We start from the raw sequence: 16,653 nt of genomic DNA on the forward strand, positions 1-16,653 counted from the left end.
CCGGCCGGGGGAGCCCCAGCGTAACCAGGGCCGCCGCCGGCCGCATCGGACGCGGGGTCCGCGCCGCCGGCAACGGCCGGCGGCGCGGACCAGGTCAGGCGATGTCCCGCCGCCGCATCGTCCAGAACGCGGCCGCCACCGCGCCCACCAGCGCCACGCCGAACACCACCGCCGACTGCTGCCAGGTGACCACGTACGTCGCAGGCTCGCAGGCGCCCTGGGAGAACTGGCAGGTGTCGTAGTCGAACAGCTCCGCCTGCTTCAGGAACCACGACTGGGCGTACGTGGACAGCACGTACCGGTCACCGAACTGGACCCCGAGCACCGCTACCGCGATCCGGATGCCGATCTCGCTCACCGCGAAGATGCCCACCGCCGCGCCGAGCGCCATCGCCGTGTGCCGGCCGAGCGAGGCCAGCGCGAACCCGACCGCCGCCACGAGCAGCGTCATCCCCAGCGCCCGCAGACCGTCCAGCCCGATCGACTGCCACACTCCGGCGGTCATCTTCGCGGTGCTGCCGCGCTGGCTGGCGATCAGCCAGAACGCCGCCGTCCAGAGCGCGCCGAGCACCACGGTCAGGCCGAACACGGTGGTGAGCAGGGCGGCCAGCTTCGTGCCCAGCACGGTGAGCCGTTTCGGCCGCCAGAGCAGCAGGTTCATCATCCCGCCGGTGTTCCACTCGGCGCCCACGAAGGAGGCGCCGACGATGAAGCCGAACAGCGCCACGGAGGCGGCGAACACGGCGATGAACAGGGGGAACTCGGCCCGGAAGTCGAACTGGTACGGCAGGTACCACTTCGCCTCGAACATGTCGGGCTGCGGCTGGTAGTCCTTGCCGCAGTTCGGGCCGTACCGTTCCTCGGTCTTCTCGCCGCGCGCCTGGGCCGCCTCGCACTCCGCGATGGTGCGCTTCCATTCCGTCATCGCGGACTGGTAGTCGTTGTTCGCCTTGGCCTCGGCCTCGGCGACCACGACGGGCGAGAGCTTCTGGCTGGAGAAGCTGAACGCGGTCGCGACGGTGGCCAGGCCGAGCACCAGCAGCACGAGCATCAGCCGGGTCACCCGGCGCTTGCCGAGCCGGCGCAGCTCGGTGACGAACAGGCTCATGCGCCCCAACCTCCTGCGGTGCCGGTCTGGTCGACCTTGGCGGACTGATCGACCTGACGGTGCTGGCCGGGGACCGGCGCGGTGGCGGTCAGTTCGAGGAAGACGCTCTCCAGGTCGACAGCGACCGGGGTGAGCTCGCTGACGTACAGGCCCTGCTCGGCGAGCAGGCGGCTGACGGTGGCCGGCTTGTCCACGCCGGACAGCATCAGGTGGTCCGGCTCGGCGGCCACGTGGACCCCGGCGCGGGTGAGCGCGTCGGCGGCCTGGGGCAGGTCGCTGACCGCCTCCAGGCGTACCCGCACGGCGCCCTGGGAGTGGGCCGCGAGCACCTGGTCGACCGGCCCGAACGCGACCCGGCGGCCGAGCGAGATGATGGTGACCGAGTCGCAGATGAGCTGGATCTCGCCCAGGATGTGGCTGGAGAGCACCACTGTCATCCCGGCCTCGGACAGCTCCCGCATCAGCCCGCGCATCTCCCGGATGCCGCCCGGGTCGAGGCCGTTCGCCGGCTCGTCGAGGATCAGCAACTTGGGGTTCTTGAGCAGCGCGGAGGCCACAGCGAGGCGCTGCTTCATGCCGAGCGAGTAGGTCTTCACCCGCTCGCCGGCCCGGTCGCGCAGCCCGACCAGTTCCAGCACCTCGTCCACGCGCTGCTTGGGCAGCTCACCGGCCTGGGCGAGCAGGCCGAGCGTGTCCCGCGCGGTGAAGTGCGGGAAGAACTGCGGACTCTCCACGATGGCGCCGACCTGCCCGGCGACCGCCGGCAGCGCGTGCGGCAACTCCTGGCCGAGGATGGCCATCCGGCCGCCGTTCGGCTTGATCAGGCCGAGCAGCGTCCGCAGCGTGGTGGTCTTGCCCGAACCGTTCGGGCCGAGGAAGCCGTGCACCTGGCCGGCTTCCACTCGCATGTCGAAGCCGTCGAGCGCGTGGCGAACCCCGCGTTTCCGGCTCCGGTACGTCTTGCGGAGACCTTCGATCTCCAGGACAGCCGACACAGCTGACCTCCCCCGATAAGTAGGCGTCAGCGACACCATACGCGGTATGCACCGGAAGGCAATACCCGGTATGCAGTGTCGGCGTGTCGGGTGAGGTCAGGCGCAGACGACGTGGACGCCCGCCTCGCGGAACGCCGCCACCACGTCGGGGGACGCGCCGGAGTCGGTCACCAGCGTCTCGACCCGGTCCACCGGGCAGATCCGGGCGAACGCGTGCCCACCGAGCTTCGACGAGTCGGCTATCACGACGACCCGCTTGGCCCGGGCCACCATGAGGCTGTTCATGGCCGCCTCGCCCTCGTGGTGCGCGGCGGCGCCGAGCTGCGGGTCGATCGCGTCCACGCCGAGCAGCGCCACGTCCAGCGTGACCTCGCGCAGCAGCGCCCCGCCGAGCGGGCCGACCAGCTCGAACGACTTCGGCCGGACCACGCCGCCGGCCACCACCACCTTCATCCGCGAGCGCACCAGCAGCTCGTTGGCGATGTTCAACGCGTTCGTGACCACTGTGAGCTGGGCGCCCTCGGCGCTGGTGTTGAGGTCGGGGCGGACCGCGAGCGCCCGCGCCACCTCGGTGCTCGTGGTGCCGCCGTTGAGACCGACGACGGTGCCCGGCGACACGAGCGCGGCGGCGGCGGTGCCGATCCGCTGCTTCTCGGCCGAGTGCTTCGCGGTCTTGTAGCGCAGCGGCAGGTCGTAGGAGACACCGTTGGCGACCGCGCCACCCCGGGTACGGGTGATCATCTGCTGCTGGGCGAGCTGGTCGAAGTCGCGCCGGATGGTGGCCTGGGAGACGTCGAGCCGCCCGGCTGCCTCCTCGACGCTGACCCGGCCGCTGTCGGTCAGCATCTCCAGCAGCGCGTTCCAGCGCGCGTAGCGGTCCACCGCGGGGCCCTCCCCAGACTGTGCGTGAACGGTGATCGGTTGCGTGCACACTAGTGCGCGAAATTGGGTCCGCGCAAAACCCTGCGCTGCGCGAACGGGGAGACGGTTGCCACGACCACCAGACTTCGCGCAGAATGACGCGCGAAAGACGGCAGTATCGCGCCGTATTGCGCAAGGGTTTTCCCGGCGAGGAGTTGTCATGGCGTACGTGCACGCGGAGATCGCGAGCCAGCCCGACTGCTGGCGGGAGGCGGCGCGACTCGCCCCGACCGTCGCCGAGCACCTGCCGCGGCCCGGCGAGCGGGTCGCCGTGGTCGGTTGCGGCACGTCGTGGTTCATGGCGATGGCGTACGCCGGGCTGCGCGAGGCCGCCGGCCAGGGCGAGACCGACGCCTTCCAGGCCAGCGAGTTCCCGGCCGGCCGGAACTACGACCGGCTGATCGCGATCACCCGCTCCGGCACCACCACCGAGGTGCTCGACCTGCTCACCGCGCTGCGCGGGCGGATCCCCACCACGGTCCTGGTCGGCGACCCGGACTCGGCCGCCGTCGCGCTCGCCGACGCCACGGTCGCGCTGCCCTTCGCCGACGAGCGGTCGGTGGTGCAGACCCGCTTCGCCACCACCGCGCTCGCGCTGCTGCGCGCCCACCTCGGCGAGGACCTCGGACGGCTGGCCGCCGACGCCGAGGTGGCCGTACGCGCCCCGCTGCCGATCGACCCGGCCGGCATCGAGCAGGTCACCTTCCTCGGTCGCGGATGGACCGTCGGCCTGGCCGAGGAGGCCGCGCTGAAGTGCCGCGAGGCGGCCACGTTCTGGGCCGAGGCGTACCCGGCGATGGACTACCGGCACGGCCCGATCTCGGTCGCCGCGCCCGGCCGGCTGGTCTGGGCGCTCGGCGAGATCCCGGACGGCCTGTCCGAGGACGTGGCCGCGACCGGCGCCGCGTTCGTGCACAGCCGCACGCACGGCTGGCGCACGGTGCTGACGAGCTGGTCGGCGGGCCGCAACCCGGTCGACCCGATGGCCGACCTGATCCTGGCCCAGCGCTTCGCGGTCGCGCTCGCCACCAGCCGCGGCCTCGACCCGGACGCGCCGCGCCACCTGACTCGGTCCGTGGTCCTGGCATGAGCGAACGCACCGAGCGCAGCGAGGGCCGTGAGCGCATGCCCAGCCGGCACAGCATGAGCGAACGCACCGAGCGCAGCGAGGGCCGTGAGCGCATGCCCAGCCGGCACAGCATGAGCGAGCGAAGCGAGCCCATGGCGTGAGCGCAGGCGACGAGGTCGTCGTCGCGCTGGACGTGGGCGGCACCGGGATGAAGTGCGCCCTGGTCCGGCCGGACGGCACGACTGTGCACACCGAACGGCACGCCACCGGCGCGCAGCGCGGCCCGGAGGCCGTGGTCGGCACGATCCTCGACGTGGCCGAAGGGCTGGCCGGCAAGGCCCGCGCCGACGGCCGTACGCCGGTGGCCTGCGGCATCGCCGTACCCGGAGTGGTCGACGAGGCGCGCGGCGTCGCGGTCTGGTCGGCGAACGTGGGCTTCCGGGACGTACCCCTGCGGGAGCTGGCGGGCACGCGGCTGGGACTGCCGGCGGCGCTCGGCCACGACGTGCGTGCCGGCGGCCTGGCCGAGGCGCGGCTCGGGGCCGGGCGGGACGCCGGCCACGTCCTGTTCGTCGCGATCGGCACCGGCATCGCCGCCTCACACGTGGTCGACGGGTCGGCCACCACCGGCGCGCACGGCGCCGCCGGGGAGATCGGCCACATTCTGGTACGCCCCGGCGGCCCGCGCTGCGGATGCGGGCGGACCGGCTGCCTGGAGGCGGTGTCGTCGGCCTCGGCGATCGGGCGCCGGTATGCCGAACTGTCAGGTGCGCCCACCACCGCCGCTCAGGTGGCCGACCGCGCGGCGGCCGGTGAGCCGCTCGCCGTGAAGGTGTGGCAGGAGGCGGTCGAGGCGCTCGCCGACGGACTCGCCACCGGGCAGGCGCTCTACGATGTCTCGACAGTGGTGCTCGGCGGCGGGCTGGCCCAGGCCGGTCCCCGGCTGTTCGACCCGCTGCGGACGGCGTTGCGTGAGCGGCTGACGTTCCACCGCGAGCCGCGCCTGGTCGCGGCCGGCCTCGGTGACGAGGCCGGCTGCCTGGGCGCCGCCCTGCTGGCCCTGGACACCCTGGCGAAGGAGAGTCGATGACCCGGCGCGTGACCGGCAAGGTGGTGACCCCGACCGGCGTCATCCGGCAGGGTTGCGTGGAGATCGCGGACGGGCGGATCACCGCTGTCGCCGAGTATCCGTCGGTGCGTGACGGGCACTGGATCGTGCCGGGCTTCGTGGACATGCACACCCACGGCGGCGGCGGGCACACGTTCACCACGGGCGACCCGGAGTCGGCGCGGCAGGCCGCCGCGTTCCACAGCGGGCACGGCACCACCACGCTGCTGGCGAGCCTGGTGAGTTCCCCGTTCGAGCTGATGCGCGATGCCACCGCCGCCTACCGCCCGCTGGTGGAGTCCGGCGTGCTCGCCGGCGTCCACTTCGAAGGCCCGTACCTGTCCGCCGACCGCTGCGGCGCGCAGAACCCGGAGTTCCTGCGCGACCCGTCCACCGCCGAGCTGACCGAGCTGATCGAGCTGGGCGGCGGCGCCGTACGCATGGTCACCATCGCTCCCGAGCGGGACGGCGCCACCAAGGCGATCGAGCTGCTGGTGTCGCACGGCGTGGTCGCGGCGGTCGGGCACACCGACGCCACCTGGGAGCAGACCCGGGCGGCCGTGGCTGCGGGCGCGACCGTCGGCACCCACCTGTTCAACGGGATGCGTCCGGTGCACCACCGCGAGCCCGGCCCGGTGGTGGCGCTGCTTGAGGCCCCGAACGTGGTGTGCGAGCTGGTCGCCGACGGGGTGCACCTGCACGACGGCATGCTCGGCTTCGCCACCTCGGTGGCCGGCCCGGAGCGGGCCGCGCTGATCACCGACGCGATGGCCGCCGCCGGGATGCCGGACGGCGAGTACGAACTGGGCGGCCAGGGGGTCACGGTGGCCGGCGGGGTGGCCCGGCTCGCCCACAACGGCGCGATCGCCGGCAGCACGCTCACCATGGACGCGGCGCTGCGCCACGCGGTGGCCGCGGGCGTGGCCCTGCCGGACGCCTGCCGGATGGTCGCCACCACCCCGGCCCGCGCGATCGGTCTGGGCGACCGGGTGGGCGCGCTCATCGCCGGGCTGCGCGCCGACCTGGTGATGCTGGACGACGACCTGAACGTGGTACGGGTGATGCGCGGCGGCGACTGGGTGGAGTGATCCGCCCGGGCGTCAGACCGTTGGCACCTCGACGCCGAGCACCGCCTGCTCGTCCGGGCGGTGCACCAGCACGTCGGCCAGGTACGACTGCACCGCCCGGCGCATTCCGACGTCCCGCCCGGCCTGCTCGGAGAGCAGCCACTTGTGCTCGATGATCTGGGCGAACAGCTCCTGCGGCTCCAGCTTGCGGCGCAGGTGCGCGGGCACCGCCCGGACCACCGGCTCGAAGACCTCGGTCAGCCAGCGGTGCGCCGCCTGCTGCTCGTCGGTCAGGTCGCTCTCCAGCCGGTAGGCGTCCAGGTCGTTGAGGAGCTTGCGGGCCTGGTTCTCCTCCGCGTCCAGGCCGGTCAGGCGCAGCAGCCGCCGGGTGTGGTAGCCGGCGTCGACCACCTTCGGCCGGACCAGGTAGCGCCCGTTGTCGACTGTCGACATGGCCACCTCGGCCACGTCGAAGCCCAGCTCGTTGAGGCGGCGGATGCGGCGCTCGATGTCGTGCCGGGCGGCGCGCTCGACCTGCTGCTCGTACGTGATCTCGTGCCAGAGCCGCTCGTAGCGCCGCACGACCTCCTCGCAGACCACCTCCGGGTCGATCGACTCGTGCAGCAGGCCGGCGGCCTGGAGGTCGAGCGCCTCGCCGAAGATGTTGACCCGGGCGATCTCCAGGTCCTCGCCGCGCTGGCCGTTGGACAGCGACGGGTGAAGCGCCCCGGTCTCGGCGTCGACCAGGTAGGCGGCGAACGCGCCCGCGTCCCGCCGGAACAGCGTGTTCGACAGCGAGCAGTCGCCCCAGAAGAACCCGGTCAGGTGCATCCGCACGATCAGCGCGGCCAGCGCGTCCAGCAGCCGGTTCATCGTCTCCGGGCGCAGCGTGTTGGAGAACAGCGCCCGGTAGGGCAGCGAGAACTGGAGGTGCCGGGTGATCAGCACCGGGTCCAGCGGCTCGCCGTCGTCGGTCTGCCGGTCGGCCACGATCGCGATCGCCTCGACCGACGGGAAGTCGATCCGCTCCAGCGCCCGCAGCAGGTCGTACTCGCGCTCGGCGACCCGCTCGCCGGTCTCCTTCACCGCGTAGACGTACCCGCCGAGCCGGACGAACCGCACGATGTGCCGGGAGATGCCCTGCGGCAGCGCCACCAGGTGCTCGGCAGGCCACTGCTCCAGCGGTGTCGACCAGGGGAGGTCGAGCAGCGCCGGGTCGACGAGAGCCGAGGTGATCCGCACGGCAACCAGTGTGACCGCTGACCCCCGCGCCGCGCTTCCCTTCGTGGCTGGGCACACAGCCGCCGATGCCCGCGCCGCCCGGCCGCCGCCCGCGGCCGGTAGCGTGGTCGCGTGCGTCAGACCTCGGGGGTACGCGGTGACCTGCGGCTGCGGCCGGTCCGGCCGGCCGGGTGGTGGTTCGACGGGCTGCTGCTCGCGGCAGTGGCGGCGCTGACCGTCGCGCTCGCCTCCGGTCACCTGTTCGGCCTCGACCGGGCGGTCGCCGACTGGTCCGACGACAACCGCCCGACGGCCGCCCGCTGGGTGGCGATGACACTGAACCTGCTCGGCCAGGGCACCCCGCTGACGCTGCTCGCGGCCGGGCTGGGCGTGCTGCTGGCGCTGCGGCTGCGATCGGTGCGGCCGCTGCTGCCGCCGGTGGCCGGGTTCGTGCTCACGTTCTTCACGATCGGCCCGCTGAAGGTGTGGACGGCCCGGCCGGCGCCGAGCGCCTCGGTCAAGGAGCCGTTCCTGTCGCCCGAGCAGACGCTGCCGCTGTTCCAGCACGACCTGCCGGTGCGTTTCGCGCAGTCGTACCCGTCCGGGCACGTCGCCAACTCGATCGTCTGGTATGGCGTCCTGGCCCTGCTGCTGGCCCCGCTCGTGCGCACGCTCGGCCGTACCGTGCCGCCCCGGCTGGTCACAGTGGTCCGGGTGGTGCCACCGGCGGTGGTCTTCTGCACCACCGTCTACCTGGGCTGGCACTGGCTGACCGACTCGGTCGCCGGGCTGCTGCTCGGCCTGCTGCTGGACCGCCTGCTGCACCGGGTGCCCTGGGACGACCTGCCGCTGCCCCGCCGCCTCGGCGACCGGGGCCGGCCGGTCGCGTGGTCCGCGCCGCTCAGCCGGCCGGCCTGATCTCCACGATGCTGACCGGGTACGGGTGCTGCAGGTCAGCCTACGGCGGTAGTCGTCGTCCTCCGGCCGCACCGCCACCTGGATGCGGATCTGGGTGCCCTTCGGCAGCTCGGCACGCTCGTCCGGCGTACTCACCACGAACACCCCGCCGGTGGTCTCCGGGTCGAGCGACACGCGCTCCTGCCGGAGCCGATTCGAGGGCACCTTTGCCCGATCGACGCGGAAAGAATCTGATCATCGCCATCGGATAATCGGCACGGAATATTTGTGAACCGTGCTTTACCTGCGTAAACAACCCTACCGAGAGTGTCAATGACCGACCACTGAGCGCCGGTCACTTATTGCAAATCATTTTCGTCAATTTCGGCCCGGCGCGCACCTGCCGTTCACCTGAGCGCTTTAGGCTGCCGGTGTGGAACGGCTGGTGCGGCGACTCGGCGTACCCGACGCGGTGGTCATCGGTCTGGGCTCGATGCTCGGCGCGGGCGTCTTCGTGGTCTTCGCACCGGCCGCCGCGGCGGCCGGCGGTCCCGGTCTGCTCGTCGCGCTGGCGGTGGCCGGCTTCGTCGCCTACTGCAACGCGACCAGTTCGGCCCGGCTCGCCGCCCGCTACCCCGAGTCCGGCGGCACCTACGTCTACGGCCGGGAACGCCTGCACCCGTTCGCCGGTTTCCTCGCCGGCTGGGGATTCGTGGTCGGCAAGACCGCGAGCTGTGCGGCCATGGCGCTGACCGTCGGGACGTACCTGTGGCCGGGGCGGGCGCGGCTCGTGGCGGTCCTCGCGGTGGTGGCGGTGACAGCGGTGAACCTGCGCGGGATCGGCAAGACCGCCACCGCCACCCGGCTCCTCGTCGCGGTGGTGCTCACGGTGCTCGCCGTGGTGGCGGTGACCGGCGTGCCGCAGGTGGCGGCCGACCGGCTCACCGCGCCCGCCGGCATCGGGGCGGGCGGCGTGCTGACCGCCGCCGGGCTGCTGTTCTTCGCATTCGCCGGGTACGCGCGGATCGCCACGCTGGGCGAGGAGGTCCGCGACCCGGAACGCACGATTCCCCGCGCGGTGCCGCTGGCGCTCGGCGCGGTGCTGGCGATCTACCTGACGCTGGCGGTGGTCGCGCTCGGCGTGCTCGGCGCCGACCGGCTGGCGTCCACCGACGCGCCGCTGGTCGAGGTGGTGACCGCCGCCGGGCACCCAGGGCTTGCCTGGCTGGTCCGGGCCGGCGCCGCCGTCGCGGTGACCGGGGTGCTGCTGTCGCTGCTGGCCGGTGTCGGCCGGACCACGCTGGCAATGGCCCGCCGCCGGGACCTGCCGGGCGCGCTGGCGGCGGTCCATCCGCGCCACCGGGTGCCGCACCGCGCCGAACTGGCGGTGGCCGCCGTGGTCGCCGCCGTGGTGACAGTCGGCGACATCCGGGGCGCGATCGGCTTCTCCAGCTGCACGGTGCTGGTCTACTACGCGATCACCAACGCGTCGGCGCTGACGCTCGGTCCGGACCCGGCCCGGCGCGTCCCGGTACGGCTGCTCGCCGCGCTCGGGCTGGTCGGCTGCCTGGTGCTGGCGGTCAACCTGCCACTGCCGAGTGTCCTCGGCGGGTTCGGCGTGCTCGCCCTCGGCGCGCTCGGGTACGCCGTCCGCCACCATCGGGCGGCCTGACCGGCCCGGTCACTCCTGCGGACGGCGCGCGGCGGGCGGGCCGGTGGGCGCCGGCGGCGGCGCGGGCGTGGTCTCCCGGAGCAGCGCCGTCAGCCCGGCCCGCCGGGCCACCACAGTGAGCCGGTCACCGGCCTGGATCACCACGCGCGGGTCTGCCGACCAGTCGGCCTTCTGGCTCGGCCGGGTGTGCGCGAGCAGGCGCACCTCGCCCGGCCGGGCCACCGCGCTCAGCGGACGTCCGTCCAGCGGCGAACCTGCCACCACCGGCACCTCGGTGACCAGCAGCGCGTGCCGGTCGACCGGGATGGTGGCGACCACCGCGCGATCCAGCAGGGCCGCCGCGAACGCCGGCGCGGCCAGATAGGACACGCTGCGCGAGATGCCGATGCCGAACGCCTGCTGGATCCGCTCGGCGAAGTCACCGTCGAACAGCCGCAGCACCACGCGCAGGTCCGGGTCGAGGGACCGGGCGATCAGCGCGGCTCGCAGGTTCGTCCCGTCGTCGGTGGACACCACCACGAGCGCCTGGCAGGTGTCCACCGAGGCGGACCGGAGCGTCTCCTCCCGGCCGGCGTCGCCCACGATCAGCGGCACCCCCAGCCGGCGCGCCAGCGCGGCGCCGCGCGCGTCCGGGTTCTTGTCGATCGCCACCACCTCGACGCCGAAGTCGTGCAACTGCGCCATCACCCGGGTGCCGATGTTGCCCAGCCCGACCATCACCACGTGCCCGGAGCGGTCCGGCTGAACCCGGCCCGCGTGCAGCGCCAGCCGGGCGTTGACGATGCCGTCGACCACCGCGGCCGTGATCAGCGGGATCAGCGCCAGCCCGGCCAGGTTGAGCACCACCTGCATCACCTGCGCCGCGACCGGCTTGCCGACGTCCGGATCCTGGCCGGTGAGCGTGGTGACCAGCGTCAGGTAGATCGCCTCGCTCCAGCTCACGTCGGCGGCCCGCGCGTTGAGCCAGCCCAGCGCCGCGATCACCCCGAGCAGCACCAGCACCGCGATGCCGATCTTGCGGGTGGCGAAGTGGCGGACCGCGCGCAGCAGCACCGCGACCGGCTGCCGGCGCCGCCGTGCCCGGACCAGCCGCCGCGCGGCGACCTCGGTGCCCGCCGGCCGCCCGGTCGCCTCGGCCAGCACCACGTCGGCCGCCGCCTCGTCCGCGGGCAGCACCCGGACCAGATCCGGATCCGTGGTGACGGCCAGACCGCAGACCACGTCCTGCTGGCGTACGTCGTCGCGGCGGGCCACGTAGAGCGTGCGCCCCGCGTGCCGGAAGTGGGTCGGCGCCACCTCGCCCAGCGCGGCGGCCACGAAGGCGGGCGCGGCCATCGAGGCGTCGGAGAGCACCGCCGAGTCAGGGAAGAGCTGCCTCAGCCCGTCCGCCAGGTTGGTGTTGAACATCCGCACCACCAGGCGCAGCCGCGACTCGACCTCCTGGGCGCAGAGCGCGGCGTGCATGTTCCCCACGTCGTCCTGGTGCAACAGGGCCAGCCCGGCCGCGCCGGCCAGCCCGGCCCGGCGGAACGCGGCCTCGTCGAGCCGTTCGGCAGTCACCACGCGTACCCCCGGCACGTCGCGGCCGTCGGGGCCCTCGGACCGGCGGCGACCAGGCACCACGAGCGTCACCCGCACCCGGCCGTCGGCGTTGTCGGTCGCGAGCAGCGACCGGACCACCCAGTAGGCGAGCGGGTCGGAGCCGCAGACCACGTAGTGGGGGCGTTCGTCACCGTTCATCCGGAGCCGCCAGCCGGTCGCGCGGCGCGCGCGGTCGCGCAGAGGCTCGGCCATGTCCGGATCGTAGTCAGCCGCTCGCGATGTGCGCAGCCCCGGCGATCATGGACGCATGGCGGGGGCGGGTACGGGTAGAGCACCGGCATGCAGACGTTCCTGCCGTATCCGGACTTCCTGGCCAGCGCGCGCACGCTGGACCAGAAGCGGCTGGGCAAGCAGCGCGTGGAGACCATCCAGGTGCTGCGCGGGCTGACCCGGCCGGACTACGGCTGGCGCAACCACCCCGCGGTGAAGATGTGGGCCGGGTACGAGGAGGCGCTGACCCGGTACGGGCTGGACATGTGCGCGGTGTGGTGCGAGCCGGGCCGGGCCGACACCTGCGCCGGGACGCTCGCCACCGACCTCGCCGCCGCCTGCGGCATCACGCTGATCCGCACCCAGGACGAACTGGCCGCCGCCGGTGAGCTGCCGCCCTGGCTGGGCCGCGACGACCTGCACCGCAGCCACCGGTCGTCGCTGCTACGCAAGGACCCCGCCCACTATGCACGGTTGTTCACCGACGTCTCCCCCGACCTGGAGTACGTCTGGCCGCCGTCGGACCGCCCCCGCCGCTGCCTGCCGTGAACGCCCCGTCGACGCGTACCCAGCGGGTTGCCCACCCAAGCGGCAGACTGTGAGCACCGCCGACTGGAGGATGCTCCCGTGAGTCTGTCGCAAGTGGTAGGTCGTCTGATCGGCGTACGCGAGCACCTCGTCGACCCGGGCGGCGGTGGCGCCGACCGCGTGCCGCGACCGGTCCCGGCGCTGGTGGTCGGCGGCGGCATCGCCGGCATGTCGGCGGCGGTGGTGCTGGCGGAGCGCGGCGTGGCGGTGACGGTGCTGGAGGCCGCGCCGCACCTCGGCGGGCGGCTCGGCGCCTGGCCGGAGGAGCTGTTCGACGGCGTCCAGCGCAACGAGCACGGCTTCCACGCGTTCTTCCGGCAGTACTGGAACTGGCGGTCGATCCTGCGCCGCGTCGACCCGGCGCTGGGCTTCCTCAAGCCGATCCCGGGCTACCCGATCCTGTCCGAGCAGTGGCCCACGGAGGAGTTCGGCAAGCTGCCGCCCGCGCCGCCGGCGAACCTGCTGGCGCTGCTGCTACGCAGCCCGAGCCTGCGCCTGGCGGACCTGCGCACGATGGACCGGGACGCGGCGCTGCCGCTGCTCACCTACGACCCGGTACGCACCTACGAGGAGTTCGACGAGCGGACCGCCGACGAGCTGCTCACCTCGCTGCGGCTGCCGGACCGGGCGCGGGCCATGCTGTTCGAGGTCTTCTCCCACTCGTTCTTCAACCACGAGGCGGAGATGTCGGCCGCCGAGATGATCGCGCAGTTCCACTTCTACCTGCTCGGCAACCCGGAGGGGCTGGCCTTCGACTGCCCGGACCGGGACTACGGCACGGCGATCTGGGAGCCGCTGACCCGGTACGTGGAGAAGCACGGCGGGCGGGTGCTGACCGGCGCGGCGGCGGCCCGGCTGGACCGTACCCCGGCGGGGTGGCGGGTGACCGGTGCGGACGGCGACGTCTGGGAGGCGCCGCACGTGGTGCTCGCGGTGGACCCGCCGGCGCTCGCCGCGCTGGTCGGCGCCTCGCCCGGCCTGGTCGCGGCGGCACCCGAGCTGGTGGCGCGGATGCCCGCGTTCGGCAGACCCGGGCCGCCGTACGCGGTGGCGCGCTACTGGATGGACGGGGACGTCCGGGCCGACCGGGCGGTGTTCAGCGGCGTCTCCCGGCAGCCCACGCTGGACTCGGTGACGCTCTACCACCGGCTGGAGGACGAGCCGCGCCGCTGGGCCGAGCGGACCGGCGGCTCGGTGGTGGAGCTGCACGCGTACGCCTGTGAGCCGGACGTGCCGGCCGACGAGCTGGCCGCCCGGATGCTGCGGGAGCTGACCGCGCTCTGGCCGGAGGTGGCCGACCTGCGGGTACGCGAGTTGCGCGCCCGCGTCGAGGCGCAGGCACCGGCGTTCACGCCGGGTAGCCACGCCTGGCGTCCCGGGGTGGAGACCGACGCGCCCGGCCTCTACCTGGCCGGGGACGGCATCCGCACCGAGTTCCCGAGCGCGCTGATGGAACGGTCGGCGGCCACCGGGATCATCGCGGCGAACCACATCCTGCGCGCCGAGGGGGTGGCGGCCGAGCCGGTCCGCTCGATCCGGCCGCGCGGCCTGCTGGCCGGTCGCGCCCCTTCAAAACGCCCTTAAGCGGACAAAAACGCCTCTACGCTCGACTGATCCGGTGACACGGGAGGTCGGGCGGTGAGCACCGCGACACGGGAGCGGCGCGACGAGGAGCACGGGACACCGCGGGACGAACGGACCGCGGTGGTCACCGCGCTGCGACTCGGCTGGTCCATGGCGGACGCCTACCACCACGCGCAGACCGCCGACCTGACCGAGGACGGGCACCGGCCGGCGCCCGCGCCGCCGAAGCTGTCGAACCTGACCGAGCTGGCCGGACGGCACCGGCTCGGCATGTACCTCGACGGAGTGGACGTCGCGCTGGCCCAGATCGCGCCGCTGACCCCGCCCGGCCGTACGGTGCCGTCCACCGCCGCCGCCCGCCGCATCACCGGAGCCGGAGCCGACCGGGACCCGTTGCTGCGGGCGCTCGACGACCTCAACATCGACGTACTGCGCTGGACGATGGCGACGAACCACCGGGTGGGGGTGGCCTACCGGCTCGGGCGCTCGCTCGCCGACACGGTACGACGTGGCGACGCCGACCAACTGGCCGCGCGCTTCGGTGGCCGGCACATCCAGATCAGCAGGTGGCTGGACGAGCTGGCGAGCGTGCTGCCGCCGTACTCGGCCGCCGTGGTGCGCCGCTCACTGGCCGCCTGGGCCACCGCTGTCGGTCGCGCCACAGTGGGTGACCCGGGCGAGGCCGGGCTCGCCGAGCTGGCCCGCGAGCTGCGCAACCAGGGCGACCTGTGGCAGGACGTGCTGACCGGCGGCCTGCACCCGCGCGACCTGCTGGACGAGGAGAACTGGGCGGTGATCGCCCGCAACGTCGTCATCCGGGACCGGAAGCTGGTGGCGCAGGCGGCCCGGGGCATCTTCTGGCCGGTGCTGGCGCCCCTGCTCGTGGTGCTGCTCGCGGTCGTCGGGGTCAGTGCCGCCGCCGCGGCCGGCTCCCCCACCACACGCGCGGCGGTGGCGCTCGTCGGCCTCGGCGCCGGGCTGACCGCGATCTGGCGGTCGATCTCCACACCCACGCTGTCGGTGGCGGCCGAGGTGAACCGCCCGCTGCTGGACAGCGAGCTGGTGGTGCAGATGACCGCCCGGATCGACAGGCCGCTCACCGCCGCCCGGCGGGCCGGGCGGGCCGGACGGCAGCGGCGGCCCACCGACGACGGATCGAAATACGTTGCCCCCGATTCCCGAATCGATCTACCGTGAGCGCGCAAGGTCAACCACCGTTCCAGGAGCCGTCGATGTCGCTGCGATACGCCACCACGATGACGTCGTGGCTGCTCGGCGACGACTGCCGGGAACACGGCCCCTGGCCCGGAGGGCACGACTGACGCGTCTCGCGTCCCCGTCGTCGCCGCCCGGTCCCGTGGACCGGGCGGCTTTTTCGTCGCCGTACCGCCGATCGTGAAGGGAGAGCCCGGTGGACGCCGTCCTCGTCATCAACGCCGACCTCGGCCCGCTGCACCGGGTCACCGTCAAACACGCGATCCGGATGCTCTGCCGCCGGGTCGCCGAGATCCACGAGGCCGAGCCCGACCGGGTGATCGGCGTCTTCCCGCTGCCGCGGGTGGTCCGCCTCGTCCGGTACGTGGTGACCCGCTGGCGGTTCAGCGCCGGCCCGGCCTGGTCCCGGGCCGGGGTGCTGGCGCGCGACCGGCGGAAGTGCGCCTACTGCGACGGCGCGGCCAGCACGATCGACCACATCCTGCCCCGCTCGCGCGGTGGCCGGAACACCTGGGGGAACACCACCGCCGCCTGCTACACGTGCAACCAGCGCAAGGGCGACCGGACCCCGGCCGAGGCGGGCATGCCGCTGCGGCGGGAGCCGGTGACGCCGAGCTGGGCCGCGCTGGCGCGGTGACCGACGGCCGGCGGGCACAGGGGGCGGTGTCGGGGGTACGCCCCGGCGCCGCGCCCGCCGGTCCCACCGAGGCGCCTAGCTGTCGAGCCGCCGGGCCAGCCCGTCGAGCAGGAGGTCCAGCCCGCCACCGAACTCGTCCTCCGGTGCGACCGCGCCGGCCTCGCGCGCGGTCGCGGCGAGCAGGGGGAACTCGTCGCGGGACAGCGCCGCGATGACAGCCGTTCCGGGGCCTGACAGCGCGCCGAGGTGTTCCATCTGGATCGCGCCGACCACGTAGCCGAGCAGGGCGCGGAACGCGATCACCCGTCCGGTGCCGGTGAAGCCGGCCCCTGTCAGCACCGCGAGCACCGCCTCACCCCAGCGCAGGATCGTCGGCGAGCGATGCCGGTACGCGGGGAGCAACGGCACGACTGCCGGATGGACGCCGACCGCGCGGCGTACGCGATCGGCCAGGTCCCGGATGCCGTCCGGCCACGGGACGTCGCCCGGCGGACGGGTGTCCACCCGTTCGAGCACCCGCTCGACGACGAGCGCCTCCAGTTCGTCCCGGTCGGCGACGTAGCGGTAGAGGCCCATCGTGCTGGTGCCGAGCTGCGCGCCGACCGCGCGCATGGTGAGACCGGCGAGGCCGTCCCGGTCGAGCACCGCGAGCGCCGCGTCGGCGAGCTGGGCCGGGGTCAGGGAACGGGGACGGGGCATGGCCTTGACAGCGTACAAGATACGCCTACGGTTGTAGGAGTACGTCGTACGCCTACAACG

16 protein-coding genes are annotated in these 16,653 nt (G+C 73.6%); 10 read left to right on the top strand and 6 right to left on the bottom strand.

Going from position 1 to position 16,653, the window contains the following annotated elements:
- Window positions 1–94: 94 nt before the first annotated feature.
- The 3 genes from CLT75_RS22030 to CLT75_RS22040 form a co-directional block, all read right to left on the bottom strand.
- Complete coding sequence (locus tag CLT75_RS22030) at window positions 95–1,108, bottom strand: ABC transporter permease subunit (RefSeq protein WP_135242269.1); 1,014 nt, start codon at window positions 1,106–1,108, stop codon at window positions 95–97.
- Window positions 1,105–2,103, bottom strand: coding sequence for an ATP-binding cassette domain-containing protein (locus tag CLT75_RS22035; protein WP_013475073.1), 999 nt, complete (start codon window positions 2,101–2,103; stop codon window positions 1,105–1,107). Before CLT75_RS22035 ends, CLT75_RS22030 begins: the two co-directional genes overlap by 4 nt.
- Before the next feature lie 96 nt (window positions 2,104–2,199).
- On the bottom strand, window positions 2,200–2,985 hold the full coding sequence (locus CLT75_RS22040; protein WP_013288879.1) for a DeoR/GlpR family DNA-binding transcription regulator: 786 nt from the start codon (window positions 2,983–2,985) through the stop codon (window positions 2,200–2,202).
- A gap of 199 nt (window positions 2,986–3,184) precedes the next feature.
- On the opposite strand from CLT75_RS22040, the gene CLT75_RS22045 reads away from it, so the two are divergent.
- From CLT75_RS22045 to nagA, 4 genes are read left to right on the top strand one after another with little or no spacing between them, the layout of a single operon-like run.
- Window positions 3,185–4,114, top strand: coding sequence for a sugar isomerase (locus CLT75_RS22045; protein ID WP_135242270.1), 930 nt, complete (start codon window positions 3,185–3,187; stop codon window positions 4,112–4,114).
- Window positions 4,111–4,254, top strand: coding sequence for a hypothetical protein (locus tag CLT75_RS32730; RefSeq protein WP_167796937.1), 144 nt, complete (start codon window positions 4,111–4,113; stop codon window positions 4,252–4,254). The genes CLT75_RS22045 and CLT75_RS32730 overlap by 4 nt, the downstream gene beginning before the upstream one ends.
- A complete protein-coding gene (locus CLT75_RS22050; RefSeq protein WP_135242271.1) occupies window positions 4,251–5,183 on the top strand; it encodes an ROK family protein in 933 nt (310 codons plus the stop codon). The genes CLT75_RS32730 and CLT75_RS22050 overlap by 4 nt, the downstream gene beginning before the upstream one ends.
- Entirely contained in the window at window positions 5,180–6,289 is a 1,110-nt protein-coding gene (gene nagA, locus CLT75_RS22055; RefSeq protein ID WP_135242272.1) for an N-acetylglucosamine-6-phosphate deacetylase, read from the top strand. Before CLT75_RS22050 ends, nagA begins: the two co-directional genes overlap by 4 nt.
- Before the next feature lie 12 nt (window positions 6,290–6,301).
- Here nagA and CLT75_RS22060 read toward each other — a convergent pair whose 3' ends face one another.
- A complete protein-coding gene (locus tag CLT75_RS22060; RefSeq protein WP_135242273.1) occupies window positions 6,302–7,510 on the bottom strand; it encodes a DUF4032 domain-containing protein in 1,209 nt (402 codons plus the stop codon).
- Window positions 7,511–7,621: 111 nt separating this feature from the next.
- Between CLT75_RS22060 and CLT75_RS22065 the strand changes: the two genes are divergently transcribed.
- Entirely contained in the window at window positions 7,622–8,407 is a 786-nt protein-coding gene (locus CLT75_RS22065; RefSeq protein ID WP_135242274.1) for a phosphatase PAP2 family protein, read from the top strand.
- Between the two features lie 412 nt (window positions 8,408–8,819).
- Window positions 8,820–10,058 carry an APC family permease gene (locus CLT75_RS22070; protein ID WP_167796938.1) on the top strand — a complete coding sequence of 413 codons (1,239 nt, stop codon included), beginning with the start codon at window positions 8,820–8,822 and terminating at the stop codon, window positions 10,056–10,058.
- Between the two features lie 9 nt (window positions 10,059–10,067).
- Here CLT75_RS22070 and CLT75_RS22075 read toward each other — a convergent pair whose 3' ends face one another.
- Window positions 10,068–11,852 (bottom strand): NAD-binding protein, encoded by a 1,785-nt coding sequence (locus tag CLT75_RS22075; RefSeq protein WP_209310366.1) that lies wholly within the window; start codon window positions 11,850–11,852, stop codon window positions 10,068–10,070.
- An 87-nt stretch (window positions 11,853–11,939) separates the two neighbouring features.
- Between CLT75_RS22075 and CLT75_RS22080 the strand changes: the two genes are divergently transcribed.
- From CLT75_RS22080 to CLT75_RS22095, 4 genes are all read left to right on the top strand, one after another.
- Entirely contained in the window at window positions 11,940–12,419 is a 480-nt protein-coding gene (locus CLT75_RS22080; RefSeq protein WP_135242275.1) for an MSMEG_6728 family protein, read from the top strand.
- Window positions 12,420–12,497: 78 nt separating this feature from the next.
- Window positions 12,498–14,042, top strand: coding sequence for an FAD-dependent oxidoreductase (locus CLT75_RS22085; RefSeq protein ID WP_135242276.1), 1,545 nt, complete (start codon window positions 12,498–12,500; stop codon window positions 14,040–14,042).
- A gap of 54 nt (window positions 14,043–14,096) precedes the next feature.
- On the top strand, window positions 14,097–15,239 hold the full coding sequence (locus CLT75_RS22090) for a hypothetical protein (RefSeq protein ID WP_135242277.1): 1,143 nt from the start codon (window positions 14,097–14,099) through the stop codon (window positions 15,237–15,239).
- Window positions 15,240–15,453: 214 nt separating this feature from the next.
- A complete protein-coding gene (locus CLT75_RS22095; protein WP_135242278.1) occupies window positions 15,454–15,894 on the top strand; it encodes an HNH endonuclease in 441 nt (146 codons plus the stop codon).
- A gap of 75 nt (window positions 15,895–15,969) precedes the next feature.
- On the opposite strand, the gene CLT75_RS22100 is transcribed toward CLT75_RS22095, so the two are convergent.
- Window positions 15,970–16,593, bottom strand: a complete 624-nt coding sequence (locus CLT75_RS22100) for a TetR/AcrR family transcriptional regulator (protein WP_486485243.1) — start codon at window positions 16,591–16,593, stop codon at window positions 15,970–15,972.
- Between the last annotated feature and the right edge of the window lie 60 nt (window positions 16,594–16,653).

It is taken from the genome of Micromonospora sp. CNZ285 (assembly GCF_004637285.1).